This is a genomic window from Lyngbya sp. CCY1209 (assembly GCF_035615495.1).
GTDB lineage: Bacteria > Cyanobacteriota > Cyanobacteriia > Cyanobacteriales > Microcoleaceae > Limnospira.
Map to the genome: position 1 here is coordinate 26,028 of NZ_JAJENU010000638.1, position 25,038 is coordinate 51,065.

At 54.8% G+C, this 25,038-nt stretch carries 21 protein-coding genes; 16 read left to right on the top strand and 5 right to left on the bottom strand.

Features of this window, described 5'->3' with window-relative positions:
• Positions 1-28 precede the first annotated feature (28 nt).
• From nusB to LKE08_RS24565, 9 genes are all read left to right on the top strand, one after another.
• Positions 29-658 carry a transcription antitermination factor NusB gene (nusB, locus tag LKE08_RS24525; RefSeq protein ID WP_324706907.1) on the top strand — a complete coding sequence of 210 codons (630 nt, stop codon included), beginning with the start codon at positions 29-31 and terminating at the stop codon, positions 656-658.
• 196 nt (positions 659-854) lie between these two features.
• Positions 855-1,700, top strand: a complete 846-nt coding sequence (locus tag LKE08_RS24530; protein ID WP_324706908.1) for a hypothetical protein — start codon at positions 855-857, stop codon at positions 1,698-1,700.
• The gene (locus tag LKE08_RS24535; RefSeq protein ID WP_324706909.1) at positions 1,700-3,013 is read left to right on the top strand and encodes an O-antigen ligase family protein; all 1,314 of its coding nucleotides are present in this window, start codon (positions 1,700-1,702) and stop codon (positions 3,011-3,013) included. Before LKE08_RS24530 ends, LKE08_RS24535 begins: the two co-directional genes overlap by 1 nt.
• A gap of 61 nt (positions 3,014-3,074) precedes the next feature.
• Entirely contained in the window at positions 3,075-4,907 is a 1,833-nt protein-coding gene (locus LKE08_RS24540; RefSeq protein ID WP_324706910.1) for an N-acetylmuramoyl-L-alanine amidase, read from the top strand.
• Positions 4,908-4,967: 60 nt separating this feature from the next.
• On the top strand, positions 4,968-6,011 hold the full coding sequence (locus LKE08_RS24545) for an aromatic ring-hydroxylating dioxygenase subunit alpha (RefSeq protein ID WP_324706911.1): 1,044 nt from the start codon (positions 4,968-4,970) through the stop codon (positions 6,009-6,011).
• Between the two features lie 83 nt (positions 6,012-6,094).
• A complete protein-coding gene (locus LKE08_RS24550) occupies positions 6,095-6,430 on the top strand; it encodes a hypothetical protein (protein WP_324706912.1) in 336 nt (111 codons plus the stop codon).
• Entirely contained in the window at positions 6,430-6,729 is a 300-nt protein-coding gene (locus tag LKE08_RS24555) for a hypothetical protein (RefSeq protein ID WP_324706913.1), read from the top strand. The genes LKE08_RS24550 and LKE08_RS24555 overlap by 1 nt, the downstream gene beginning before the upstream one ends.
• Before the next feature lie 37 nt (positions 6,730-6,766).
• A complete protein-coding gene (locus LKE08_RS24560) occupies positions 6,767-8,818 on the top strand; it encodes a serine/threonine-protein kinase (protein WP_324706914.1) in 2,052 nt (683 codons plus the stop codon).
• Positions 8,819-8,930: 112 nt separating this feature from the next.
• Complete coding sequence (locus LKE08_RS24565) at positions 8,931-10,142, top strand: DNA cytosine methyltransferase (protein ID WP_324706915.1); 1,212 nt, start codon at positions 8,931-8,933, stop codon at positions 10,140-10,142.
• Here the strand turns inward: LKE08_RS24565 and LKE08_RS24570 are convergent.
• Together LKE08_RS24570 and LKE08_RS24575 are read right to left on the bottom strand one after the other, a co-directional pair.
• Complete coding sequence (locus LKE08_RS24570) at positions 10,114-10,530, bottom strand: hypothetical protein (RefSeq protein ID WP_324706916.1); 417 nt, start codon at positions 10,528-10,530, stop codon at positions 10,114-10,116. The two genes, LKE08_RS24565 and LKE08_RS24570, sit on opposite strands and share 29 nt — an antisense overlap.
• Positions 10,531-10,706: 176 nt before the next feature.
• The gene (locus LKE08_RS24575; protein WP_324706917.1) at positions 10,707-10,943 is read right to left on the bottom strand and encodes a hypothetical protein; all 237 of its coding nucleotides are present in this window, start codon (positions 10,941-10,943) and stop codon (positions 10,707-10,709) included.
• Positions 10,944-10,960: 17 nt separating this feature from the next.
• Here LKE08_RS24575 and LKE08_RS24580 point away from each other — a divergent pair, with 17 nt between their 5' ends.
• Together LKE08_RS24580 and galT are read left to right on the top strand one after the other, a co-directional pair.
• On the top strand, positions 10,961-12,517 hold the full coding sequence (locus tag LKE08_RS24580; RefSeq protein ID WP_324706918.1) for a HEAT repeat domain-containing protein: 1,557 nt from the start codon (positions 10,961-10,963) through the stop codon (positions 12,515-12,517).
• Positions 12,518-12,950: 433 nt separating this feature from the next.
• On the top strand, positions 12,951-13,955 hold the full coding sequence (gene galT / locus LKE08_RS24585) for a galactose-1-phosphate uridylyltransferase (RefSeq protein WP_324706919.1): 1,005 nt from the start codon (positions 12,951-12,953) through the stop codon (positions 13,953-13,955).
• Between the two features lie 757 nt (positions 13,956-14,712).
• Here galT and LKE08_RS24590 read toward each other — a convergent pair.
• Complete coding sequence (locus tag LKE08_RS24590) at positions 14,713-15,207, bottom strand: GNAT family N-acetyltransferase (RefSeq protein WP_324706953.1); 495 nt, start codon at positions 15,205-15,207, stop codon at positions 14,713-14,715.
• Positions 15,208-15,329: 122 nt separating this feature from the next.
• Entirely contained in the window at positions 15,330-16,637 is a 1,308-nt protein-coding gene (locus LKE08_RS24595; RefSeq protein WP_324706920.1) for a pentapeptide repeat-containing protein, read from the bottom strand.
• Positions 16,638-16,740: 103 nt separating this feature from the next.
• Here LKE08_RS24595 and hypF point away from each other — a divergent pair, with 103 nt between their 5' ends.
• The 5 genes from hypF to LKE08_RS24620 all read left to right on the top strand — a co-directional run bounded on the left by hypF (position 16,741) and on the right by LKE08_RS24620 (position 24,249).
• A complete protein-coding gene (gene hypF, locus LKE08_RS24600; protein ID WP_324706921.1) occupies positions 16,741-19,158 on the top strand; it encodes a carbamoyltransferase HypF in 2,418 nt (805 codons plus the stop codon).
• Between the two features lie 48 nt (positions 19,159-19,206).
• Positions 19,207-21,033, top strand: coding sequence for an ABC transporter ATP-binding protein (locus tag LKE08_RS24605; protein WP_324706922.1), 1,827 nt, complete (start codon positions 19,207-19,209; stop codon positions 21,031-21,033).
• 282 nt (positions 21,034-21,315) lie between these two features.
• Positions 21,316-22,332, top strand: a complete 1,017-nt coding sequence (gene hpsE, locus LKE08_RS24610) for a hormogonium polysaccharide biosynthesis glycosyltransferase HpsE (RefSeq protein ID WP_324706923.1) — start codon at positions 21,316-21,318, stop codon at positions 22,330-22,332.
• 7 nt (positions 22,333-22,339) lie between these two features.
• Complete coding sequence (locus tag LKE08_RS24615) at positions 22,340-23,371, top strand: hypothetical protein (protein ID WP_324706924.1); 1,032 nt, start codon at positions 22,340-22,342, stop codon at positions 23,369-23,371.
• Positions 23,368-24,249 (top strand): polysaccharide pyruvyl transferase family protein, encoded by an 882-nt coding sequence (locus LKE08_RS24620; protein WP_324706925.1) that lies wholly within the window; start codon positions 23,368-23,370, stop codon positions 24,247-24,249. The genes LKE08_RS24615 and LKE08_RS24620 overlap by 4 nt, the downstream gene beginning before the upstream one ends.
• Here LKE08_RS24620 and LKE08_RS24625 read toward each other — a convergent pair.
• Entirely contained in the window at positions 24,235-25,035 is an 801-nt protein-coding gene (locus LKE08_RS24625) for a tetratricopeptide repeat protein (protein ID WP_324706926.1), read from the bottom strand. The genes LKE08_RS24620 and LKE08_RS24625 overlap by 15 nt on opposite strands.
• Positions 25,036-25,038 lie beyond the last annotated feature (3 nt).

Sequence of the window (25,038 nt, forward strand, 5' to 3'; positions counted from 1 at the left end):
TTTCCAGTTACCACTTACACCGATCGCCATGCAAGCTCGCCGAACCGCCAGAGAACTCGCCCTGTTGGGGATGAGCCAACTCCCGTCCGCCCCCGAACGACTCGAAACCCAAGAAATCGAAGATATCGTCCTCGCCGCCGTCCGCACCCTCACCCTGGAGGGGCAGGAATCGTTGGAAACCGCGATGGCGGAACTGCAGCGGGGGAACGATCGCCTGTTGAGCAGCCAAACCCGGGCCGCGGATCTGCCCAGTGCCCGGACGATGGTGGGGGAGGCGATCGCGCTGGCCCAGGTGGCGATCAACCGCTTGGGGACCGCCGTGGAGTTGCCGGAACTGATCCAACTCGCGAAGCAGGAGGACGTCCGCTCCTATGCCGTGGAAATTTTGATGACAATCAACAACAACCGGGAGGCGATCGACGGCACCCTGGAAGGGGCGATGGTGGACTGGCAGTTGAACCGCCTGCCCCGCATCGATCGCGACATTCTCCGCATCGCCACGGCCGAATTGCTCCATTTGGGCGCCAAGGAACAGATCGCCGTCAACGAGGCGGTGGAGCTGGCCAAACGCTACGGCGACGAGGACAGCTACCGGTTTATCAACGGGGTCCTGCGTCGGGTGGTTGATCGCCTGAAAGCGGAATCTCGCCCGTTTTGAGGGGGAGTCGGGATTGATGGGGAGTCGGGAGTCGGTATTAGGGAGTCGGGAAAAATCTAAAATCCAAAATCTAAAATCTAAAATCCCCTCGTCCCCACACCGGGCGAGTCCGAGCGGCGGACAATTGGTTTTGGGCGGACAAATTCGCACTAGAATATGGGTATAATCTCATCCGCGGCTGAGGAGGGCATCGATTTTGGATGAACTGAGAGCAGCATTGGAATTGGCGACAGAAGAGGAGTTGCAGCAACTCACCGAACTTCTGTTCGGCCGCCGGTTCAATCCGTTAGATTATGTAAACACGCCCCAACCCATCGACGTGCAGAGTCGCGATCGCGATGCCTGGTTGGACGCCCTGGAACGGCGTTTCCGCTACCTGGCCGCGGACGGCATCACCGTGTTGCGGGGCAAAACCGGCCAAGTCACCTACCGCCAAGCCCTGATCCAGGTCTGCCGCTATTTGAAAATCCCCTATTCCAAACAACTCTCCACCACCGATTTGGAAGCGGAAATCTTTCTGTCCCTGTTGGGTCGGGCCTGGAAGCGCCTCCCCGCCTCGGAACAAGAGGCCCTCACCGGGCGCGTTCAAGATGCCCTGGCCAAATCCGAACCCATGACACCCCTGCCGATCTCCGTTCAAAAAGATCCCCTGGGGTTGCTGTTCAAAGCTGGCAGCGCCCTGGCCGTCAGCTCCCTGATCCGGCCCTTCCTGCTGGGACACATCGCCCGCCAGTTCGCCCTCCATTTTGCCCAATATCAGGTCGCCCGACAAACCCTGATCCGGGGCGGGGCGGCCGCGGCTACCCAAATCCAGGGACATCTCGCCGTCCAGGCCGCCAACCGGGGCATGGCCGTCACCGCCGCCCGCTACGGCGTCACCCGCAGCGTTTTGGGATTTTTGGGTCCGGTGTTGTGGACCTGGTTTCTGGCCGATCTCGGCTGGCGGGCGATTTCCACCAACTACGCCCGCATCATCCCCACCATTTTCGCCCTAGCCCAAATTCGGCTGACCCGTTCGGACTACAGTTGGCAGATGGCCTGATGCTGTTTCAACCCCACCGCGATCGCGATTTGCACAAACCCTGGAATTGGACGCAGTTGGGAGTCCTCATTTTGCCCCTGCTGCCGACGTTCGGGGCGATCGCGATCGGTCTGGCACTGGTGCTCACCTGGAAACGCCGATACTCGCAAATCCTCAACCGACCCATCATCCGGGCACTGCTGGGAGTCGCGGGGCTATTTTTGTTGACCGCCTGTTTCGCGGAAAATCGCGCCGATGCCTTCCTGGGATTAGGCAATTTTATCCCCTATTTCGGCCTATTTGCAGGATTGGCAGTTCTGATCCGAACTCCCGCCCAACTGCAATGGCTGTCTTGGCTATTAACCATCCCGGCCATTCCCGTGGTGATCTTAGGCCTCGGACAGCAATTTTTCAACTGGTCCGGCATCGAAGCCCTACGCGGAATTCTGGGTTGGGTGTTGGAAGCCGGAGGATCTCCCCCCGACCGGATGTCTTCAGTATTCATGTACGCCAACATCCTCGCCGCCTATCTGGTCATTATTTTCGCCCTCGCCTCGGCGTTGCTGATTCAGGAATTGGGGTGGGTCGAAAATCCCGAACCACCGGAAATGCTGGCAAAAGTACCCCAAACCGTCCGCCTAGCTGCCGCGGGCACCGCCGTCCTCGCCACCGGGGTGGGTTTACTCGTCACCAACTCCCGCAACGCTTGGCTAATGGCAGTTTGCGTCAGTTTAGCCTATGCGGTGTATTTGGGTTGGAATTGGCTGTTGGGAATCGTGGGAGTCGTTGTCGCGGCCGTCGGAGGCGCCGCCTTCGCCCCGTCGCCGGTTCGGGAGGGGTTGCGGGTGGTGGTGCCCGCCTATTTTTGGCAGCGGTTGACGGATCAAAATTTCGATCGCCCCGTGGAAACCCTGCGAATCACCCAGTGGAAATTCGCGGCGGACCTGACCCGGGAACGCCCGATGACCGGGTGGGGACTGCGAAATTTCACCCCCCTCTACGAGGCCGAAATGGGGGTTTGGATGGGACACCCCCACAATCTTTTGTTGATGATGTCGGCGGAAGTGGGAATTCCGGCAACTCTGGCATTTTTCGCCGGGGTGGGGTGGGTTTTTGCGGTCGGAGTCCGGCGTTTATCGGAGGGAAAAATAGACGGGTGGGAACGTTTAATTTTCTTCAGTTATTTGGCGGCGTTCGGCGCCTGTATCCTGTTCAATTTGGCGGATGTGACGATCTTCGATTTGCGGGTGAACGCTTTGGGGTGGCTGCTGTTGGCGGCGATTTACGGTGTGGCGGAAGGGAATGGGGAAGGGTCTATGATCCATGGGGAATAGGGAACTTTTCATTTTTAACTTATAATCTAATTTCGTGAGGATAGGAAATTCGGGATCGGTGATGAAACGGATATTGGGATTGGCAGCGTTGAGTTGGATCGCGATCGCAGCCCCGGCATGGGCTCAACAGCCGTTATTTCTGGCCTATCCCCCCGAGGGACACAAAACCCGGTCCGATCGCATCTTTCTGATCGGCAGTGCCGCCCCCGAAGGGGAAGTTTTAATCAATGGGGAAGCGATCGACCGCAGCCCGGGGGGACATTTCGCCCCCACCTTCCCCCTGGAATTGGGGGAAAATGAATTTATCATCCGCTACGGGGACGGCGAAATTCGCCGCACCATCACCCGCCTATCGAACCAACCCCCCGTCCCCGACGGCGTGGCCTTCGTCCCCGAATCCCTGACACCCGCGGCGGATATCGCCCGACTGCCGGGGGAAATCCTCTGTTTCGGCGCGATCGCACCCCCCGGGGCTACCGTATCCGTCCAATTGGCCGGCCAAACCATCCCCCTATTTGCGGAAACCGCCATTCCCGAACTTCCCGACAACAAAGCCGTCCTCACCGGGAACAACCAACCCATCGCCACCCCCGCCGGACGGTATCGGGGGTGCGCGACGATTTCCCCCAATAGTGATTTAGCCGAAACAGCGATCGCCTGGGGACAACCGGAATATCGACTCACCCTCGGCGGGGAAACCGTCACCCAAACCGCCCCCGGCACCGTGTCCGTCCTCTCCCCCACCCAATTTGAAGTCGCCGAAGTCACCGCCGAGGCAGGCGTCGCCAGAACCGGACCGAGCACCACCTATTCCCGCCTCACCCCCCTGCCCAAGGGAACCCGCGCCCGCATCACCGGACGGGAGGGGGACTATCTCCGCCTGGACTATGGCGGCTGGATTAAAGCTGACGAAACCCGCATCGTCACCGAACCTGCCCCCCCCAATTCCGTCATCCGCAGCGCCGGAGCCCGCCGGGTCGGGGAGTGGACGGAGGTTTCTTTTCCCCTCCAGGTGCCCGTACCCATCGAAGTCGAACAGGGCGATCGCACCCTCACCCTCACCCTGTACAATACGATCGCCCAAACTGACACGATCCGCTTCGACGACAGTCCCCTGATCGAACGGATGGATTGGAAACCTGTCCTGTCGCCGATGGGAGAACCCCGGGAAGCGGTTCAATATACCTTCCACTTCAAAACCCCCCAACAGTGGGGTTATAAAGTCCGCTACGAGGGGACGACTTTGGTGTTGTCTATCAAACATCCCCCAGAGGTGGGAAGCGATGCGGAAACGGACGGATTTCTCGCCCCCATTCGCCGGGATAAACCGTTAAATGGAATCAGGATTTTGATCGACCCCGGACACGGCAGCGAGAACGATTTGGGGGCGAGGGGGCCGACGGGTTATCCCGAAAAAGATGTGAATTTGATCGTGTCTTATTTATTGCAGGCGGAACTGATCCAGCGGGGGGCGACGGTGTTTATGACCCGCAAAGCCGAGGAGGATTTGTGGCCCCACGATCGCGTGGAAATGATCGAAGAACAGGAGCCGGATTTGTCCCTTTCGGTTCATTATAATGCTTTGCCGGATAATGGAGATGCGATCGCCACCAAGGGAGTCGGGATGTTTTGGTATCACCCCCAAGCCCACAGTTTGGCGGTTTTCCTCCACAATTATTTGGTGGAAAAATTGGACCGCCCGTCCTACGGGGTGTTCTGGAATAATCTCGCCCTAACCCGCCCGTCGGTGACGCCTTCTTTGCTGTTGGAATTGGGATTTATGATCAATCCCGAAGAGTTTGAATGGATCGTCGATCCGGCGGAACAGCGGAAGTTGGCGGCGGCGTTGGCTGATGGGATTGTCGAGTGGGTGGAGATGAAAACCGACGGTTAAATCCTCTTGAATAAGCCGGATTCGCCTAAGATCAAGAACTGAGAATTGAGACGCGATCGCATGGCCGAAATATCTAAAGAAACCGCCGATATCCGACAATTGGGAATCGACCCCCATCGCTGGTATGTCGTCGCCCGCAGCGGGGAGGTGAAAGCCCGCCCTGTTGGTGTCGTTTTGTGGGATCAACCCATTGTTTTATTTCGGGATGGCGGGGGGAAAATTAACGCCCTCGAAGATCGCTGTCCCCACCGCCAGGTCAAACTCAGTCACGGGAGCGCGATCGCGGACAGTCTCGAATGTGTCTATCACGGGTGGCGGTTCGATCGCGACGGAAATTGTGTTTTTATCCCTTATTTACAGGATAACCAAAAACTGCCCGATTGTCAAATCAAAACCTATCCGGTGCGGGAATCGGACGGGTTGATCTGGCTATTTCCGGGGGAGAAAGAACCGGCGGTCGAACCGATGGCAATTCCCGAATGGGAGCACCTGAACTATATCGCCACCGTCTCGACGATTCGGGTGCGATCGCACTATTCATTTTTAGTCGAAAACCTGATGGATATGTACCACGGACATTTGCACCGGGACTGGCAGGCTTGGACGGATGCCAAACTGGAGAATATTGTGGAAACGGGCGATCGCGTCGATGCCCACTATAACGCCCAAAGCTATTATAAAATCGATAAAATTTGGTCGATCTCCCAACTCTTTTTCCCCGCCCTGCGGCGGCTGCACCCGGAACCCCTCACCGTCAGCTATATCTATCCCCACTGGGTTTCCACCCTCGGCAAAGACTTCAAAATTTACTGCCTGATCTGTCCGGTCAGCCTGACGGAAACCCGCGCCTATTTGATCCATTTTACCTCCCTGCACGCCTTCCGGAGGCTGCACAAACTGCCGATTCCCTTTCGGCGGTTCGTCAAAAATCGCCTGTTCGGTTCCGCCCAAAAACTCCTCGATGGGCTCGTCGAACAGGATGTCAAAATGATCGAAGAAGAACAGCAAGCCTATCAGAAAAACCCCGGACGGCGGGGTTGGGAACTCAATCCGGCGATCGCGGCGGTGCGGCGATCGATCCGGAATCACGGCTTTTCGGCATAATAAAAGAAGGTAGAAACCGTTTCTGTCGCCCTCCCCGACTCCGGGGACGGGCCGTGCGATATCAGGTAGTCCTCGGAGAATCCATGACATCAAATCCATCGATATTTTATGAGTCCCTGGCGTTGTTAACTCACCCTCATCTCAAAAAACAGGTTCGGATTGAAGCTCATCTGAAACAGTTAGAAAACTTGGCGGGGGACGACCCGGAAAATTATCGGCATCAATATTTTTTGGTGAAAGCGGAACTCGCCCGGATATCCGGACAGTTCGGCGAGGCGATCGACCTTTACGATCGGGCGATCGCCGAGGCAAAAAAAAATCGATACATCCGCGAATCGGCCCTCGCCAACGAACTCGCAGCCGAGTTTTTTATCGACTGGAAGAAATCCAAAATCGCCGCCCTCTATCTGCGACCGTAATGACCCACGAAATTAACAATCCCCTCGGCTTCATCGCCGGCAATTTGAATGCCGCCGAAGACTACCTGGAAGATTTGATCGGGCATTTGCAACTGTATCGAGAAACCTATCCGGAACCGGGGGAAAACCTGATCCACAATGCGGCGGAAATCGACCTGGACTACCTCTTGGAGGATTTGCCCAACTTGATGCATTCGATGGGGGTGGGGATCGAACGGATTCGGGAAATCAGCACCTCGATGCGAATTTTTTCGAGATCCGATCGCGATCGCATCTCACTTCACAATCCGAAAATTTGAGGCAAAATAGACAAAATGTCCCGAACGAGCGATCGCCATGACTTGCTGCCTCAACCCCAACTGTCCCCACCCCCTCAACCCGGACGGGATCGAATCCTGCCGGACCTGCAACACCCCCCTCATTCCCCTGCTGCGGGGACGTTACCGCATCCTCGAACCCCTCGGAAAAGGCGGGTTCAGCCGCACCTATTTGGCGGAAGATACCGACAACCTCAATCGCCGCTGCGTCGTCAAACAACTGGTCGCCGACGCCAAGGGAAATTGGGCCCTGCAAAAAGCCGCCGACCTGTTTGAGTCGGAAGCCAAACGACTGCGACAACTGGACGGAAACCCGCAAATCCCAGCACTTTACGGCTATTTCGAGGAGGATAACAGCCTGTATTTGGTGCAGCAGTATATCGACGGAGAAAACCTCGCCGCATGGGTGGAAAAACGGGGACTTTGGAACGAAATGCAAGTTCGCCAACTGCTATTAAACTTACTTCCCGTCCTCGACTTCATCCACAGTCGCGACATCATCCACCGGGATATCAAACCCGAGAATATCATCCACCGCGATCGCCTGCCGCAACCGCTGCGCGACCGCCACACCGCCGCCGCCAATCAAAACACTTTAATTCAAGATCGCACCGCCACCCAAACCACCACCATCGGCGATCTGGTTTTGATCGATTTCGGCGTCTCCAAACAACTCTCGGAAACCGTAATAATCAATAGCCGAGGAACCCGAGTCGGTTCCGACGGTTACGCGGCTTTGGAACAGATGCGCGGCGGCGAAGCGTGCCCCGCCAGCGACCTCTACAGTTTGGGTGTCACCTGCTTTTACCTGTTAACAGGAATCGAACCTTTTGAATTGTGGACCGAACGGGGTTACGGCTGGACGACGCACTGGCGGGACCACCTGAAAACCCCCGTCAGTCCGGAATTGGGGCAAATTCTCGATCGCCTCCTGCAAAAAGATCTCGAAAATCGCTATTCCGCCGCCGCTGCCGTTTTGGGGGACCTCAACTCCTCCCCCCACCCCCTCCCCGCCGTCTCTCCCGCCGCACCGCCGTTCATGGTGTCACCCCGCCGCCGACCGTTGAAAAAAATCGCGATCGCGGGGGTGGCATTATTGCTGTTGGGATTCGGCGGCAGTTGGCTGCTGAAGCGTTTCTCGCCGGCGGGGACGAATTGGCTGGCCCCCGCCGTGGCGTGGAATCAGGCGCGGTTGGGGGAAACCCTGGCGGGACACGATTCCCGGGTGATGACGGTGGCGGCGAGTCCCGACGGCAAAATCCTCGCCAGCGGTAGCAGCGATCGCACCGTGCGGCTGTGGAATATGGAAACTTTTGAACACCTCGCCACCTTACCCGGACATGAATCCGTCGTTTATTCCGTCGCCTTCTCCCCCGACGGGACGGTTATCGCCAGCGGCAGTTCCGACAAAACCATCAAACTTTGGGATGTGGAAACGAAGGAAACTATCGCCACCTTGGAAGGGCACAAAGGGGACGTTCTCAGCCTCGCCTTTTCTCCCGACGGAAACACCCTCGCCAGCAGTTCCAAGGACGATACGATTACGCTGTGGGATCTGGAAACCAACGAGGCGATTACGACCCTGAAAGGACACAAACGGGACGTGCTCACCGTCGCCTTTTCTCCGGATGGAAACACCCTCGCCAGCGGTGCCGGGGATAACACGGTCAAACTGTGGGATTTGGAGCGCCTGGAAGCGGTTTCGACGCTGTTATCCCACGATAAAACCGTCAACGCGATCGCCTTCAGCCGGGACGGAAAAACCCTCGCCACCGCCAGCGACGATCGCACGGTGAAATTGTGGGACGTGAAGACAAAAGAAGCGATCGCGACTTTGCGGGGACATTCGGAGTCCGTCAAAGCGTTGGCGGTGAGTCCGGACGGGCGAACTTTGGCCAGCGGCGGGGATGACGACGCGGTGAAATTGTGGGATCTGGAAACCGGAGATGCGATCGCCACTTTGCGGGGACATTCCTCGGGAATTTACGCGATCGCTTTTTCTCCGGACGGACGATTTTTAGCCAGCGGCAATCCGGACAAGACGATTGAAGTTTGGCAGGTTGCGGATTGATTTGATAAAAATCCACCATTATCCCCCTTTGAAAGGGGGACTTTGAACTTTGCAACATTGTCGATTAAGCCTTGACATTTTGTAGGCTATCTGTCACGATATAGCCGTGTAGATGTTTGTTTTTCAAGTGATGGACTTACAATTATCCTTATTCCCAGATGAGCCAAAAGATAACAGTGTTAGGAAACATAAAAAAGCCAAGTTAGGGCGTTACGAAAAAATTCAGCGTGAACTCGCGACAACGAGGCGCGATCCCCACCAGATCTCTGTCGATATTAATGCCGAAATAAAGCCAATTAAAACTTATAATTTTATCGACTTATTTTGTGGCGCAGGGGGGATTACCCAAGGCTTTTCACAGGCCGGTTTTAATCCGGTAGCCAGCGCAGAAATTAACCCAATTGCCTCGGCAACTCATAAGAGAAATTTTCCAAATAGTCATCATTTCTGCGGAGATATAAAGGAGTTCCAGACTCGCGAGTGGCTTTCCCAAATTGGTTCTCCTTCTGTTCATCTCGTGGTTGGCGGCCCGCCGTGCCAAGGATTTTCTGTTGCCGGAAAGCGCGATCCAAACGATCCTCGCAATCATTTATTTAAAGAATTTATTCGCATTGTTTCCGAAGTTCGTCCCTGGTATGTCGTCATGGAAAACGTTCCGGGAATCTTGACCCTGAAAAAAGGACGAATTAAACAGACTATTTTTGAAGCTTTTGAAGCGATCGGTTACACAAACGTTTCAGTTGCAATACTTGAATCTGCGGCCTACGGCGTTCCACAAATTCGACCGAGAACTATTTTTATAGCCAATCGATTTGAAATGCAGAATCCTTATCCAAATCCTCAATTACTGCCCGAACAGTATAAGCCGATTGAATCGGCAATTTCCGATCTGCCAGCTTACGAACCCATTCCAAGTATCAACCATGAATGGACTCGTCATTCTCCCGAATATATGGAACGGATATCAAAAGTCCCTCCGGGAGGCTCTTTGTATCAAACCTATGTTGATGCCTTCAAGCGACAGTATCCGGGAAAACCCAGTATGACCATCAAAGAAAATCACGGTGGCACTCACATTCATCCCCATCTAAATCGGGTTATTTCGGCACGCGAAATGGCTCGATTGCAGACATTTCCGGACTCTTTTATTTTTGAGGGAACGATGAAAAAAGCAATGTGGCAAATCGGAAATGCTGTACCTCCACGTCTGGCCGAATGTATTGCTTATGCACTCATCCCATGCTTAAATGCGATCGTTACAAACGATCGCAGTTTTGTCGTCTCTGAAAAGCTGTTTACTGACGTTCAGCTAACGTTGCATTGAGAGCGTTACGCCATGACTCAAAATCATACCAACCGCAACCGACGCAACCGGCTTCTGCTTCGGCTCCAAATTGCGGAATGTTTTCGAGCCAGTCCTCTCCACCAGAATACCAGAAGCGGATTCCCATCGGTTCGCCTCTTTTGCCAGTTTTAATACATCTTTCACAACTTCTCGATTTTAGTAAATTATGATTTCCAGAACTATCTTTTTTGAGAAGCTGAAACTTTCTTTTAATTTCTGCTTCGTTCATGTTGACATCATGATTGGATTCGATTTTATCCCAACGCTCCATCGGAAAACGATGGTCGATAACCAATTCATGAGCCGGTCTTTTTCGATTTTCAATCACATCTTTATAATCATAAAATTCTAAAATTCTATCTGCCAATTCCCGATATATATGTTCGATCGAGGTGACAACGTAAGCCCAGTTCTTCTTGAGAGAAACCAGCAGCTATTCTATGCTGTCTCATCAGTAAACCAAAGGCTCTTAAAATTTTGGCTTTCGACTTTTCCATCAACTCATCATGACTCTTTGTTGACGATAAGTCTACGGACTATCAGTCACATCGACGATCGCAACTCGGACTCGGAATCTATCGGACGATCGCACATTTTCCGGTGTTGCGCTTTAGCGCCTCTGGCTGGGGCCAAAGCCCAACAACGGGACAGGTGGTAGAATTGGCAATTGGTAAAGTTGCGGATATAGTTTGAAAAGGCGCCAGCGATCGCGTCCCGGCGACATTCCAGAAAAATGACGTGGAACGGCCGAGACGAGGCGGGTTGCGGGCGATCGCTCATTTGATGGGACGGACTCGATGAAATTACCGACGAAGCCAAACGGACAAAAGTGGGGCGACAGATACGAAAAATGGTTGCACCGAGATCTGTTACTTGCGGGGTACTCTCTGGCGGAAGATCCCCAAAATCTCGACGCTGCCGATAGCCGTTCGGGGGAGGAGATTTTGACGCAGTTGGTGGCGTTGGAGGTTCAAACGGACGAGCGAGTGGGTCGGAAAGTTCGCGAACAGGTGTTTCAAGTTCTTCGCAGTTTCTCAGAAACGGATTTTCAGGAGCAGGCATTGGAACTGCTGAAGGCGCGATCGGAAAGTATCGAAGAAGATCGATTGCGAAAATATCGAGCCGAACTGGGAGAAAAAGAAGTCGTTATTGCCGAACTCTTGCAATCTTTGCGGGATGAAGACTCATTAATGCGGGGGAACGCTGCTTCTGCTCTGGGTGAAGTGGGTCAAGGTTCGGAGGCGGTGGTGAGGACCGTGCTCCAATCCTTGCGGGATGAAGACTCATCTGTGCGGATGTCTGCTGCTTTTGCTTTGGGTAAGTTGGGTCAAGGTTCGGAGGCGGTAGTGACGGCCGTGCTCCAATCTTGGCAGCAGGATGAAGACTCAGATGTGCGGATGTCTGCTGCTCTTGCTCTGGGTGAATTGAGTCCAGGCTCGGAGACAGTGGTGACGGCCGTGCTCCAATCCTTGCGGGATGAAGACTCATCTGTGCGGGAGCGCGCCGCTCTTGCTCTGGGTGAATTGGGTCAAAGTTCGGAGACAGTGGTGACGGCCCTGCTCCAATCCTTGCAGCAGGATGAAGGCTCATCTGTTCGGGGAGCCGCCGCTCTTGCTCTGGGTGAATTGAGTCCAGGTTCGGAGGTGGTGGTGACGGCTGTGCTCCAATCTTTGCGGGATGAAGACTCAGATGTGCGGAAGTCCGCTGCTGTTGCTCTGGGTCAATTGGGTCAAAGTTCGGAGGCGGTGGTGACGGCCGTGCTCCAATCCTTGCAGCAGGATGAAGGCTCATCTGTGCGGGGAGCCGCCGCTCTTGCTCTGGGTGAATTGGGTCAAGATTCGGAGGCGGTGGTGACGGCCGTGCTCCAATCCTTGCGGCAGGATGAAGACTCATTTGTGCGGTGGAGGGCTGCTCTTGCTCTGGGTGAATTGGGTCAAGGTTCGGAGGCGGTGGTGACGGCCCTGCTCCAATCCTTGCGGCAGGATGATGACTCATTTGTGCGGGGGAGCGCTGCTGAGGCTCTGGGTGAATTGGGTCAAGGTTCGGAGGCGGTGGTGACGGCCCTGCTTCAATCCTTGCAGCAGGATGATGACTCATTGGTGCGGGGGAGCGCTGCTGGGGTTCTGGGTCGAGTAGGTCAAGGTTCGGAGAGAGTCGTAACGGCCCTGCTCCCATCCTTGAAAGATGAGGACTCATCTGTGCGGGGGAGTGCTGCCGGGACTCTGGGTCAATGGGGTAAAAACTCTGATGCCGTCCGCCACCAAATCCTCGAATGGCTCGATCGCAACTCGGACTCGGAATCTATCGGACATGGCATCGATGCGCTCTGGGATGCGACGATTAATGAAAGTTAAATCGTTGCAGAGTTTATAACAGTTATACACATCATTTTCAGATAATTTGAGCGAGTCGGAGCCCCTGGCTTGCGCCCTCGGAAATTGATTCCCAAGCGGTGCGGATATCCAACCCGTTTTTTTTCGAGGAACCGTCTCCGAACGAACCCGCCTTGAAATCAATTTCAAGGCTCACAGCAAAAGTCCACGCTTGCGTGGACTCGGTTGGACATAGAGTGTTCCGATCGCCTTGTCAGTTGCTATAGCAGTGTGAAATCATTCGTGAAAATTTGTCAGCTCAGAACCCCCAAAATTGAGGATTGAGGCGGCTACTCCCTCCGTGTCCTCTGTGCCTCTGTGGTAAAAATTCCCGCCCCGATCGCCCCAAATGGTATGCTAGAGCCACCTTTTCGATTCGGGTAGGTGCCCCCCCCATCCCATCCTCAAAACACCCATGACTGAACTGCGACAAAACTTAGTCACCCGAGACTGGGTGATCATCGCCACGGAACGGGCCAAACGACCCCACGAATTTGCCCCCCCGGACGGCAAGCGAACCCGCCCGCCCAAATACCGGGAAGACTGCCCCTTCTGCCCCGGAAACGAACACCTGACGGGTTCCGCCGAAACCCTGCGGCTGGCTGACGATCGCGGCTGGCGGGTGCGGGTGGTGGGCAACAAATATCCCGCCCTCTCGAAAGTGGGGGAACGGGTCCGCCAAGCCGACGGCATCTTTCGATCGCTCTCCGGCGTCGGCTATCATGAGGTGATCGTCGAACATCCCCGCCACGATTTGACCACCGCTTTGATGCCGCCGGAAGACATCGCCAACATCCTCCGCATCTACCGCCAACGCTACGGCGAATTGCGGGACGATCCCCGGGTGGAAACGATCATCCTGTTCAAAAACCACGGCCGCGGCGCCGGAACCTCTCTGGAGCATCCCCACTCCCAAATCGCCGCCCTCCCCATCGTCCCCTACCAGTGGCGCGATCGCGGCAAAGAGTCGGTTCGCTACTATGACGATACGGGGGAATGTCTGTTTTGCCGCACCCTCAAGGACGAACTGAAAGCGGGCGATCGCATTATTTACGAGGGAGAACATTTCGTCGCCTTCATCCCCTACGCCGCCCTCTCCCCCTTCCACACCTGGATTTTTCCCCGCCGCCACGCCTCGTCCTTCGACGAAATCACCGACGAGGAAATCGAGAATTTGGCGATCACGTTAAAAACCGTCCTTTCCCAACTCTATTTCGGTCTAAATAATCCGGATTTTAACTATACCATCCGCTCCATCCCCACCGCCGAGCAGCGCACCGATTATTTTCACTGGTACATCGCCATCATCCCCCGCGTCTCCCTCACCGCCGGTTTTGAACTGGGCAGCGGGATGTTTATCAATACTTCTTTACCGGAAGAAAGTGCGGAATTTTTGCGATCGGTTAAAATCGATTTTTAAATAATAGCCCTCGGTTTGGTTTTGACTCCCCTCGCCCAAAATTGGGAGAGGGGCTGGGGGTGAGGGCAATCTTTAATTGTCGGGGTGTTGAATTTTAAGTCAAGTCAATAGGCGAGTTGCCCCCGACAAACTCATTCTACCATTTCCACAGTTTTTGTCAACCCCCATTCCCAACTTTTTCGCCGCCGCATCAAGCCGAAAAATTCGCGGCTTTTTCAAGGGAAATTTTGGTATCGGCAAAAATACCAACTTCTGCCTGAACCAAATTTGCCGCCAAGTCGCAATATAAAGCTTAGGTTTCTCGCGTCTCCTTCAATTAACCGATGGGTGGTTGTGTCTTGATTTAGCATGGGTTGTTTATAAAATGCGATCGCGGGTTCGTTCCACCTGGCAACACCGACGGGAGAGGTTTGGGCATCCTCGCCGTCACCGACTCAGAATCTCTTGAATAATTTGGAGATTGATACTATAATAGAGGATATTATATCGATGGCGCGATCGGCTGATTAGCCAAATGCGATCGCCACAACGGCTTCCCGAAAAGATGAAACCCGGCGGGATACGATCTTTTCTCGTATCACTTCAGCCATCCACTGGGAGGACAACACTATACATCAGTTCTGTTCCCAAAGACAAAAATTTTGAGGATAGCTATAACTCAGTCGTTTTGGCTTACTACGGTGCTTTTGCTGGCAGGGGTGAAATTTTGGCGATTATTCGCAAACTGCGAGGTTGCTGATATTTGGAATAGTATTTCTCAACCTTCCCGAATATCCCCCAACTGCCGCAAACTCTCCCCGGTGACGCGGCAAATTCGCCAGTCGGGCAACACCGCCGCCCCCATGTACTGGTAAAATGCGATCGCGGGTTCGTTCCAATCCAACACACTCCACTCCAGGCGTCCGCATCCTCTCGATACCGCCAGTTTCGCCACTTCCCTCAACAACGCTTTGCCGATTCCCCGTCCCCGGTAGTCGGGGAGCACGAAGAGATCTTCGAGGTAAATTCCCGGTTGGGTGAGGAAGGTGGAATAGTTGGGGAAAAATAACGCGAATCCGACTATCTTTTGTTCCCATTCGGCGAGGATAACTTCGGCGTAGGGACGGGTTCCGAAGAGGTGTTGTTTCAAGGTGTCGGCATCGCCGGTGACTTGGTGGGAGAGTTTTTCGTATTCTGCCAGGGCTCGGATGAGGGAAAAGATGGCGGGGACGTCGGCGGGGGTGGCGGGACGGAGGTGGAGTTGGGAGGACATGGTGGGTTTTTTAATCGTTTTGGAGTTTATAGATTCTATCATTATTTTGTAATGCGTAAATTCCGAAAATTTTACCACAGAGGCACAGAGGACGCGGAGAGATGATTCAACCGGACTGGCATTCAATCTACGGTTTTTCCGTTGGGTAATGTCGCTCCTTTCAAGTCTGCATCTCGGAGGTTGGCGCCTTTTATTTTTGCCCCCCGCAGGTTCGCACCCCGCAGGTTTGCCCCTTGGAGGTAAGCGTTTCTGAGGTCGGCATTTTTTAGGAATGCCCCCCGCAGGTCGGCTTGTTCCAGGTTTGCTCCTTCCAAATCGGCTTTTTCTAAATAGGCGCCCAAAAGTCGCGATCGCTGCAATTTTGCCCCCTCCAAATCGGCTTCTTTGAGGTCGGCATTTTCCAGGTTGACGCCTTCCATAACCGCGTCTGTCAGGTCGGCTTCCCGCAAACTCGCCCCTTCCAAATTGGCGTATCCTAGGGTTGCCTTCTGCAAATTCGCCCCGTCCAAATTGGCTTCATTTAATCTCGTCACCCACAGTTTCGCCTCCTGCAAATCGGCGTCGCCGAGGTCGGCCCGTTCCAGGCTGGCGTCCCCCAAATTCGCCTGTTGCAAGTTGGCGTTTTCCAAGTTGGCATCTTGCAGGTTTGCTTTTTCCAAATTCGCCTGTTTCAAATTGGCATTTCGCAGGTCTGCAAAGACCAGGTTTGCCCCCTGCAATTCTGCCCGCCCCAGGTTGACATCTCGGAGTTGGGCGGAGGCTAAATCGGCTTTTCCCAAGTGGGTTCCCCGCAGGTCGGCACCTTCGAGTTGGGCGTAGGCGAGATGGGCTTCTCTCAAGTTTGTATGCCACAAATTCGCCCCGGTCAAATTGGCTTTTCCCAACCGGGCTTGGAAGAGGTTGGCGTAGCCCAAATTGCTCTGTTCTAAGATGGCATTTCCGAGGTCGGCTTCGATCAAGTTGGCGCCGCGCAGGTCGGCGTTTTTGAGGTAGGATTGTCGCAGGTCGGCGTTTTTGAGGTTGGCTTTCCAGAGGTAGGCGCCGGCGAGGTTGCCCTGCTTGAAATTGCTGTTGCTCAGGTCGCACTCGGGACACTGGCGGGTTTCCAGGGTTTTTTGCTGCAATTTCTGTTTTTGGAGGGCGGTGGGAACTGGGACGGCGGCGGGGGCGGGGGCGGACTCGGTCTGGGTGCGATCGCCCAATGGGTTATTTTTCATTATCGCGGCCACCCCCAGGAGGATGCCGAAGAGGGTCAAACTGGCTACAATGGCGATCGCCAGGGGGGTGGTAAAGTTGGGGCTCGGCTGCGGTGTCTCCGGGTCGCGATCGCCGCCGGTTGGATTGGGGACGGGCAGATTTTTCGCGATCGCCGCCACGCCTTTGATGGGAAATTTGGAGTTGAGTGCCGCCTTTTTGGGAAGCCAGTTCATGGCAAATTCCTGAGTATTGAAAATCCCGTCTCTTGAGAACACATCAGTTGGGAATGCCTTTAGACTAAGGAAGAACCGAGCCATTCGTCAAGCGCCGATCGATATGTCTTTTTCTGCCCCATCCTCTCCATCCGACCCCCGCCGCCTCCGCCTCGCCATTCGGGGTGCGGTTCAGGGCGTGGGGTTCCGGCCCTTCGTGTACCGTCTGGCGACGGAGTTGCACCTGGCGGGGTGGGTGAATAATTCCGCGGCGGGGGTGTTCGTGGAAGTCGAGGGCGCCGCCGAGGTTCTGGACCGGTTCCGATATCGCATCGAAGCGGAAAAGCCGCCGCGATCGCAGATCCGGTCTTTGGAGGCGGTCTGGCTTCCTATTGTCGGCTATTCCGAGTTTGAAATCAAGGTTTCGGAGTCGGGCGATCGCCGTTCAAAATCGGCTGTGGTGCTGCCGGATCTGGCCACCTGCCCGGACTGCCTGCGGGACATTTTTGACCCCCAAAACCGCCGCTTCCGCTACCCGTTCACTAACTGCACGAACTGCGGACCCCGCTACAGTATCATCAAAACTCTGCCCTATGATCGCGGCAACACGACGATGGGCAAATTTCGGATGTGCCCGCAGTGCGAGACAGAGTACCGCGACCCCCGCGATCGCCGCTTTCACGCCCAGCCCAACGCCTGCCCGGTCTGCGGCCCGAAATTGCAGTTTTGGGACCGTCGGGGGGAAATTCTGGCCGAGGGCGATCGGGCGGTGTCGGCGGCGGCGGACGCCCTCCGCCGGGGCGAAATTGTCGCCCTCAAGGGGTTGGGCGGCTTTCAGTTGTTGGCGGACGCCCGAAATGCGGCGGCGCTGCGTCAACTGCGGATTCGCAAGCACAGACCCGACAAACCCTTCGCGGTGATGTATCCGAGTTGGGAACAGGTTCGCCGGGAGTGCCGCCTGTGGGATACTGAGCAGGAGTTGTTGCGATCGCCCGAATCTCCCGTGGTTCTGCTGTCGCGGCGATCCGGGGAATCTTCCATTTTGGCGGCGGAAGTCGCCCCGAATAACCCGAATTTGGGGGTGATGCTGCCCTACACCCCCCTCCACCATTTGCTGATGGCGGAATTGGGTTTTCCGGTGGTCGCCACTAGCGGCAATTTCTCCAACGAACCCATCTGCACGGAGGAGGGGGAGGCGTTGCAACGGCTGGGGCAAATCGCCGATCGCTTCCTGGTTCACGACCGCCCTATCGCCCGCCCGGTGGACGATTCGGTGGTTCGGGTGATTGGCGATCGCGTCACGGTCATCCGTCGGGCTAGGGGCTACGCGCCACTCCCCGCCGTCATTTGGCAGGAGAATAGCCACAATACCTTATCTGATTTTATTCTATCACAAGGGGCTTCCGATTGCAAATTATCCAAAATTTTGGCGGTCGGGGGACACTTAAAAAATACGGTCGCCGTGGCGTTGGAGGGGCAAGTTTTCCTGAGTCAACATATCGGAAATTTGGAGAATCCCCGGGCGATAGAAGCATTTAAAGAAGCAATAGAAAGCTTGAGTAAAATTTACGATTTCCGCCCGGATTGTATCGCCTGCGATGCCCACCCTGATTATTATTCGACGCAGTTCGCATATCAGTTATCGGCGGATATTTTTTATCGTGAAAATCGGGAAGTTCCGGTGATTCCGGTTCAACACCATTACGCCCATGTGTTATCTGCAATGGCGGAAAATCAACTGTCGCCGCCGGTGCTGGGGGTGGCTTGGGACGGGACGGGCTACGGCTTGGACGGGACGATTTGGGGGGGCGAGTTTCTGTTAATTTCGGATACCGATTTTGAGCGGGTCGGACATTGGCGGACGTTCCGACTTCCGGGGGGCGATAAGGCGGTGTTGGAACCGCGACGGGCGGCGGTGGGGCTGCTGTATGAATTGTGGGGCGATGAGCTTTTGGAAAGGGGGAATTTAAAATTATTGAAATCTTGGCGATCGCGGGATCTCAAGTTGATGCTGCAAATGCTGGGGCGGAATATCAATTCCCCGCAAACGTCGAGTGCGGGACGGCTGTTCGATGCGATCGCGGCTTGGGTGGGGCTGGGGGAGACAATCAGCTTTGAAGGGCAGGTGGCGATGGGGTTGGAATTCGCGATCGCCGATTTCGAGACGGATGAATTTTACCCGGTGGATGTTATCGAAAATTTCGACAGTTTCATCTTGGATTGGAAACCGATGGTTTTGGGAATTATCGCCGATTTGGATAATCAAATAGATGCCGGTTTTATTTCCGCGAAGTTTCACAACAGTTTGGCGGAGGCGATCGTATCGATGGCGGGGAGATTTCCGGGAATTCCGGTGGCGTTGACGGGGGGATGTTTCCAAAATCGTTATCTGTCGGAACGGACGATCGCCCGGTTGCGGTCTGGCGGGGTTGCGGTTTATTGCCATTCTCAAGTTCCCCCCAACGACGGCGGCTTGGCGGTGGGGCAGGCGATGGCGATCGCCCGGTTATCAAAAAAAGTGCTAAATTATAGGACGGATTAAAAGGGGTGCATCCCCAACCCCGGAAATACTCAGAGCGGATTGCAGTCAATGACACCTTCATCGTCCCCCATCCAACAATTGCACGATCGCCGTCCCCAGGAGGCGGACTGGCGGCTGATTTGGCGGCTGCGAGAATACGCGAAACGCCACAAAAAGTTATTGGCGATCGCGCTAATTTTGCTCGTCCCCCTGTCGCTGTGCGGGGCGATTCAACCGATTTTGATCGGACAGACGATCTCGCTGATCCGGGAAGAACCAACCTATCAATTTTTGGAGGGATTGTCCCTGTCGGCGGGGTTGAACTTGCTGGCATTTTTATTGTTGCTGACCATTTCCCTGCGGTTTATTTTGCAGGCGTTGCAGGGGTACGTCGTGCAGACGGTGGGGCAGAAAATGACCGCCGACATTCGGAATGATTTATTCGAGCACGTCACGTCTTTGGCGGTGCGATTTTTTGACCGGACTCCGGTGGGGAAATTGATCACCCGCCTGACCAGCGACGTGGATGCGCTGGGGGATGTCTTTTCCACGGGGGCGATCGGGATTATCAGCGATTTATTTTCTATCCTGGTCATCGCCGTCACCATGTTTACCATGCAGTGGAAATTGGCGTTGATGCTGGTGCTGTCGATCTTCCCGGTCACGGCGGTGATCGTCTATTTCCAACAACAATATCGCAAAGCAAATTATAAAGCCCGGGAGGAACTCTCCGATTTAAACGCCCAGCTTCAGGAGAACTTGATCGGCATCGGAGTCGTGCAATTATTTCGGCGGGAACGGTACAATACCGAGTTATTTCGGACGACGAATAACCGCTACGTCCAGGCCGTCGATCGCACCATTTTTTACGATTCCGCCGTATCGGCGACCCTGGAATGGATCGCCCTGGTCGCGATCGCGGCGGTGCTGTGGGTGGGGGGCCGGCAGGTGTTCGGCGGCGACCTGAGTTTCGGAGTCCTTTCCACCTTTATTTTATTCGCCCAGCGACTCTTCGATCCCCTGCGACAATTCGCCGACAAATTCACGGCAATTCAGGCGGGTTTGACGGCGATCGAGCGGATCGAAGGCATCCTCGGCGAACCCATCGAAATCCGCGATCCGGAAGCCGAAAATGCCGGCGTTTTGGCGACTCACACCTCCGATGCGGTGGGGGAAATTCGCTTTGAAAATGTCAATTTCGCCTACAAAAAGGATGAGTACGTCCTCCACAATTTAGACTTCACCATCCGTCCCGGCGAAAAAATCGCTTTGGTGGGGCCGACGGGCGCCGGAAAAAGTTCGATCATCCGCCTCCTCTGTCGCCTCTACGAAACCAGCCACGGGCGAATTTTGGTGGACGGCATCGACATCCGCGATTTGCGTCAGGCGGAGTTGAGGCGCCACGTCGGCGTGATTTTGCAGGACGGATTTTTGTTCGCCGGGGATGTCAAAAGTAATATCACTTTGGGTGAAAATTACTCGATGGAGGAAATCCGGGCGGCGGCGGAAAAAACGAATGTCGCCCAATTTATCGAGAATTTGCCCCAAGGCTACGATACCGAACTGCGGGAGCGGGGCACCAACCTTTCCACCGGTCAAAAACAGCTTTTGGCGTTCGCGAGGGTCGCCATCCGCAACCCGAAAATATTGGTGTTGGACGAAGCCACGGCGAATTTGGACGTGATGACAGAAGCCCTGATTCAGGAGGCCCTCGATCGCCTTTTGGAGGGCAAAACCGCCATCATCATCGCCCACCGCCTTTCGACCATCAAAAATGTCGATCGCATCCTCGTCTTGCAGCGGGGACACCTGGTGGAGTCCGGTTCCCACGAAGAACTGCTGCAGCGGGGGGGACTGTACGCCGGCCTCTACCAATTGCAGATGCTCGGCACCTGATCGGCTTTTATCTTTACATTACCCCCCCTTTTTTAAAGCGAATTTAGAAAAAGCATCAAATTTTGTTAAAATTTCGGGATGATCATCGATAGCAGCATTGAATATCTTGATTTTGGGTTATTTTACAGACATTGCCTGTGCGGCGATCGGCGGTGTCGCGATTCGGACTCGACCCCTCGGGAAGGGATGGGCGTCGAAGGGAATCGCGGATTTCCGTCCAACTTAAAGCCTATTCTAAAAGTCTCATTTTTCAAAAATTATAACCGGGGATGTTTGCTTAAAATGCTCGATTTAACAGTGGTCATTTGCACCTACAACGGTGCATCGCGTCTGCCCAACGTTCTGGAACGCTTACTCACCCAAGAAAAGACCGAAAATTTGAGTTGGGAAATTATCGTCGTCGATAATAACAGTACCGACCAGACCGCCGAAATCATCCGAAAGTATCAGGCTCGATTTTCCGAAATTGTCCCCCTCAAATATTGCTTTGAACCCCGCCAGGGATTAGCCTACGCCCGCCGTCGTGCCATTCGAGAAGTCCCTGGGGAATTGATCGGGTTTCTCGACGACGATAACTATCCCGATCCCAACTGGGTGGCGGCGGCCTGTGACTTCGGAAAAAAACACCCCCAAGCGGGAGGATATGGCGGCAGAATTCTCGGGAAGTACGACGAGCAGCCCCCCAAAAATTTTGAACGAATTGCCAGCTTGTTGGCGGTTTCCGATCGCGGGACGGAAGCCTTTCGCTACGACCTCCTCGACCGGTGGCTGTTCCCGGCGGGGGCGGGGATGGTCGTCCGCCGTCGGGCTTGGTTGGAATGCGTCCCGGACCGTCCCCAACTCAGCGGCGTTTCGGGTCAATCTCTCTCCAATAAAGGGGAGGATATCGAAACCCTGTCTTACCTCAGAAAAGCGGGGTGGCAAATTTGGCACAATCCCGACCTGATCATCGAGCACCACATTCCCAGCAGTCGCTTTCAAAAAGCCTATTTGTTAAAACTCTGTCATGGGGTCGGCTTGAGTCGCTTTGCCACCCGCACCGTTTACCGCCCCCGATGGCAACATTTCCTCGTCATTCTCGCCTATCTTATGGTCGATAGCTGCAAGCTGATTGCCTACTATTTTAAAACCCACAAATCTTTGAATCGGGATGTCATCGAGCAATGTCAGTTCGAGCTTTTACGGGGAAGTATTGTCAGCCCTTTTTATCATTATCGAAAAAGCTTTAACCGTGGCAAAGACTCAGTTTCAATCTCCCAGCAACTGTCTAAGTTACGAAACAACAATGAATTGATTTAATCATCGAATGTTACCGCCCATCTCTTTTTACATTCCCGCCCGCTATTTGCCGGCAGAAATTCCCGCCGATGTCGAAAGTAATTGGCCGGGATTTGGACTCGGCATTCACGCCTGGACGCTGCAAACCTATTTGCGTTTGAAAGCGGACGGTTTTCCCTGCCAACTGGTGACGGAAATGCCCTCGGAAGGGATCGTTCTCGCCCACCGAAACACCCTCCACCAGTACAAATATCGATTCCGACCGGGGAAAAATTTGTTGCTGATCTGCATCAAAGCGGACGGCGACCCGTACCCCTACGCCCAACTTCACGTCGTGCAGAACCTGCAAGAGATGCTGACGGTTCCCAACAGCTACTACATCCCCCACTGGACCCAACCGGGGTTGATTTCCCGCGATCGCCACCGGGGCGATCGCTTTGAAAATATCGGCTTTTTCGGACACCAAAATAACCTCGCCCCCGAACTGCTGGACCCCACTTGGGAGCGGCAGCTCAAGGAACTGGGTTTGAACTGGCGTCCGGCGATCAACTGCAACCACTGGTCCGACTACCGGGGCATCACGGTGCCCTGGAACGACTACTCCCAAATCGATGCCGTGGTCGCCGTCCGCAGTTTCGGCACCGAGAATTATTACCTTTACAAACCGGCGACAAAATTATATAATTGTTGGTTGGCGGGAGTGCCCGCAATTTTGGGTTGGGAATCGGCATTTCGCGCTGAGGGATGGTCGGATCGGGATTACTTGGAAGTGACTTCGCCATCGGAATTGATCGCCGCTTTAAAACGGTTGAAAGCCGATCGCGAATTGAGACATCGACTGGTTCAAAACGGCTGCGCCCAAACCCACCGCATCCGCACCGACGCGATCGCCTCAGAATGGCGCAAATTTCTGACCACCATCGCCGTCCCCGCCTGGGAAAATTGGCGCGTTCAATCCTTCTGGGAACAGCAGAAAAAATTGACCGCAGACTTTTTATCCTTCGCCATCGACAAGGGGCGATCGAAACTGAAAATTCCCAGTTTGGTGGGGAACCCATGAAACTCTATTACTACCGACGCCGGGACAACCTCCCCAACTTCGGGGACGAACTCAACGCCCAGTTGTGGTCCCACCTCCTCCCCGGTTTTTTCGACGGGGATGAAACGGAAATATTTGTGGGGTTCGGAACCTTATTAAATGACTTGCTTCCCGAACGGGTTAAAACTGCAAAACGGGTCATCTTTTTCAGCACCGGGGCGGGTTACGAAAGACCCCTGAAAGCGATCGCGCCCCACTGGGAAATTCACTGCGTCCGCGGCCCCCTTTCCGCCGGGATGCTCGGTTTACCTCCCCAAATGGCCGTCACTGACGGGGCAATATTGGTCCGGCATCTGTTTCAACCGGCCCCCAAAAAACGCGACTCTTTCGCCTTCATGCCCCACGTCCACCACGCCAACTTCGCCAAACCGGTTTGGCAGGAAATTTGCGATCGCCTCGGTTGGCGGTATATCGACCCCACCGACCCCGTGGAAACCGTCATTTCCGCCATTTCCGAAACCGAGGTGCTCTTAGCCGAGGCCATGCACGGGGCGATCGTTGCCGACGCCCTGCGGGTGCGGTGGATACCCGTCGTCACCAGCCCCAGAATTTTGGAATTCAAATGGCGGGACTGGTGTGGGTCCGTCGAGGTTCCCTACCGCCCCCGATATCTGCCCCCCCTGAGCCCCTATCCCCGCTACGGACGGGGCATCCGTTCCGGCATCGCCGCGAGTCGCCACTGGGGCAAGCATCTGCTGCAATTTCCGGTTTCGGATTCGGTGGCCGAGAATTTGTCGCAGATCGCCAAAAATACGCCCCCCCAACTGAGCTCGGACGCCCGTCTCGAACAATTATTGACCGAACTTGAAACCCGCTTGGAAGCATTAAAACGCCATTGATCGTAAATTCAGAAACCGATCCAGGGCGACGACCAGCGTCGGGGGCCAGCGCCGCACGTTGGCAACCCAATCGAGATCTTTGTAGCGGGGATCGAGTCCCACGACGGCCACCCAGTTGCTTTCGGCTTCTCCTACTTTTCCATTCTCCCACAAACAGGCAGTTAATGCCGCCCGCATATCGGCGAAATTGGGATATTTCCGAATCAAATTTTTGATAGTCCGAATGGCGTTTTCGGTTTGGCCGGTTTCGTACAGGGCGAGGGCATAATTAGCCCGGGCGAAGGCATAACCGGGATCGAGTTCGGTGGCTTTGGAATAGTCCGCGATCGCATTTTCCCACCGGCCCCGTCCGGCTTCGGCGTTGCCCCGGTTGTTGTAGGCGATGGCGTCGTCGGGAGTCAGTTCTAAGACTCGATTATAGTCGGCGATCGCGTCGTCCCAGCGTCCGAGTCCTTCGTAGGCGATGCCGCGATTTAAATAGGGGTCGGGGGCATCGGGGGCTAATTCAATGGCTCGGTTAAAATCTGCGATCGCCTCCTGTAGCAGGTTTTGGCTGACCCGGACGTTGCCCCGGTTGCTCCACATTGCCGGGTTGTCTGGATAGCGATCGATGATTTGACTCCAGTAGTCCTCAGCCCGGGCGAACTGCCCCGCCTGACTGGTGGAAAAGGCGCGATTCAGGAGTTCATCCAGGGTCAAATCTGACGTCGCCGCCCGAGCGATCGGACTCCACAGGAGGCACAATAATAGTATCAGAAGGGTAAGCAATAATTGGGGTTTTTTCATGGT

What these genes read in the sequence shown, in the direction of transcription:
- nusB (WP_324706907.1), top strand. Translation starts at nt 29, where the DNA reads ATGCAAGCTCGCCGAACCGCCAGAGAACTCGCCCTGTTGGGGATGAGC.
- LKE08_RS24535 (WP_324706909.1), top strand. Translation starts at nt 1,700, where the DNA reads ATGCTGTTTCAACCCCACCGCGATCGCGATTTGCACAAACCCTGGAAT.
- LKE08_RS24540 (WP_324706910.1), top strand. Translation starts at nt 3,075, where the DNA reads ATGAAACGGATATTGGGATTGGCAGCGTTGAGTTGGATCGCGATCGCA.
- LKE08_RS24545 (WP_324706911.1), top strand. Translation starts at nt 4,968, where the DNA reads ATGGCCGAAATATCTAAAGAAACCGCCGATATCCGACAATTGGGAATC.
- LKE08_RS24550 (WP_324706912.1), top strand. Translation starts at nt 6,095, where the DNA reads ATGACATCAAATCCATCGATATTTTATGAGTCCCTGGCGTTGTTAACT.
- LKE08_RS24555 (WP_324706913.1), top strand. Translation starts at nt 6,430, where the DNA reads ATGACCCACGAAATTAACAATCCCCTCGGCTTCATCGCCGGCAATTTG.
- LKE08_RS24560 (WP_324706914.1), top strand. Translation starts at nt 6,767, where the DNA reads ATGACTTGCTGCCTCAACCCCAACTGTCCCCACCCCCTCAACCCGGAC.
- LKE08_RS24565 (WP_324706915.1), top strand. Translation starts at nt 8,931, where the DNA reads ATGTTTGTTTTTCAAGTGATGGACTTACAATTATCCTTATTCCCAGAT.
- LKE08_RS24575 (WP_324706917.1), bottom strand. Translation starts at nt 10,943, where the DNA reads ATGAGCGATCGCCCGCAACCCGCCTCGTCTCGGCCGTTCCACGTCATT.
- LKE08_RS24580 (WP_324706918.1), top strand. Translation starts at nt 10,961, where the DNA reads ATGAAATTACCGACGAAGCCAAACGGACAAAAGTGGGGCGACAGATAC.
- galT (WP_324706919.1), top strand. Translation starts at nt 12,951, where the DNA reads ATGACTGAACTGCGACAAAACTTAGTCACCCGAGACTGGGTGATCATC.
- LKE08_RS24590 (WP_324706953.1), bottom strand. Translation starts at nt 15,207, where the DNA reads ATGTCCTCCCAACTCCACCTCCGTCCCGCCACCCCCGCCGACGTCCCC.
- LKE08_RS24595 (WP_324706920.1), bottom strand. Translation starts at nt 16,637, where the DNA reads ATGAACTGGCTTCCCAAAAAGGCGGCACTCAACTCCAAATTTCCCATC.
- hypF (WP_324706921.1), top strand. Translation starts at nt 16,741, where the DNA reads ATGTCTTTTTCTGCCCCATCCTCTCCATCCGACCCCCGCCGCCTCCGC.
- LKE08_RS24605 (WP_324706922.1), top strand. Translation starts at nt 19,207, where the DNA reads ATGACACCTTCATCGTCCCCCATCCAACAATTGCACGATCGCCGTCCC.
- hpsE (WP_324706923.1), top strand. Translation starts at nt 21,316, where the DNA reads ATGCTCGATTTAACAGTGGTCATTTGCACCTACAACGGTGCATCGCGT.
- LKE08_RS24615 (WP_324706924.1), top strand. Translation starts at nt 22,340, where the DNA reads ATGTTACCGCCCATCTCTTTTTACATTCCCGCCCGCTATTTGCCGGCA.
- LKE08_RS24620 (WP_324706925.1), top strand. Translation starts at nt 23,368, where the DNA reads ATGAAACTCTATTACTACCGACGCCGGGACAACCTCCCCAACTTCGGG.
- LKE08_RS24625 (WP_324706926.1), bottom strand. Translation starts at nt 25,035, where the DNA reads ATGAAAAAACCCCAATTATTGCTTACCCTTCTGATACTATTATTGTGC.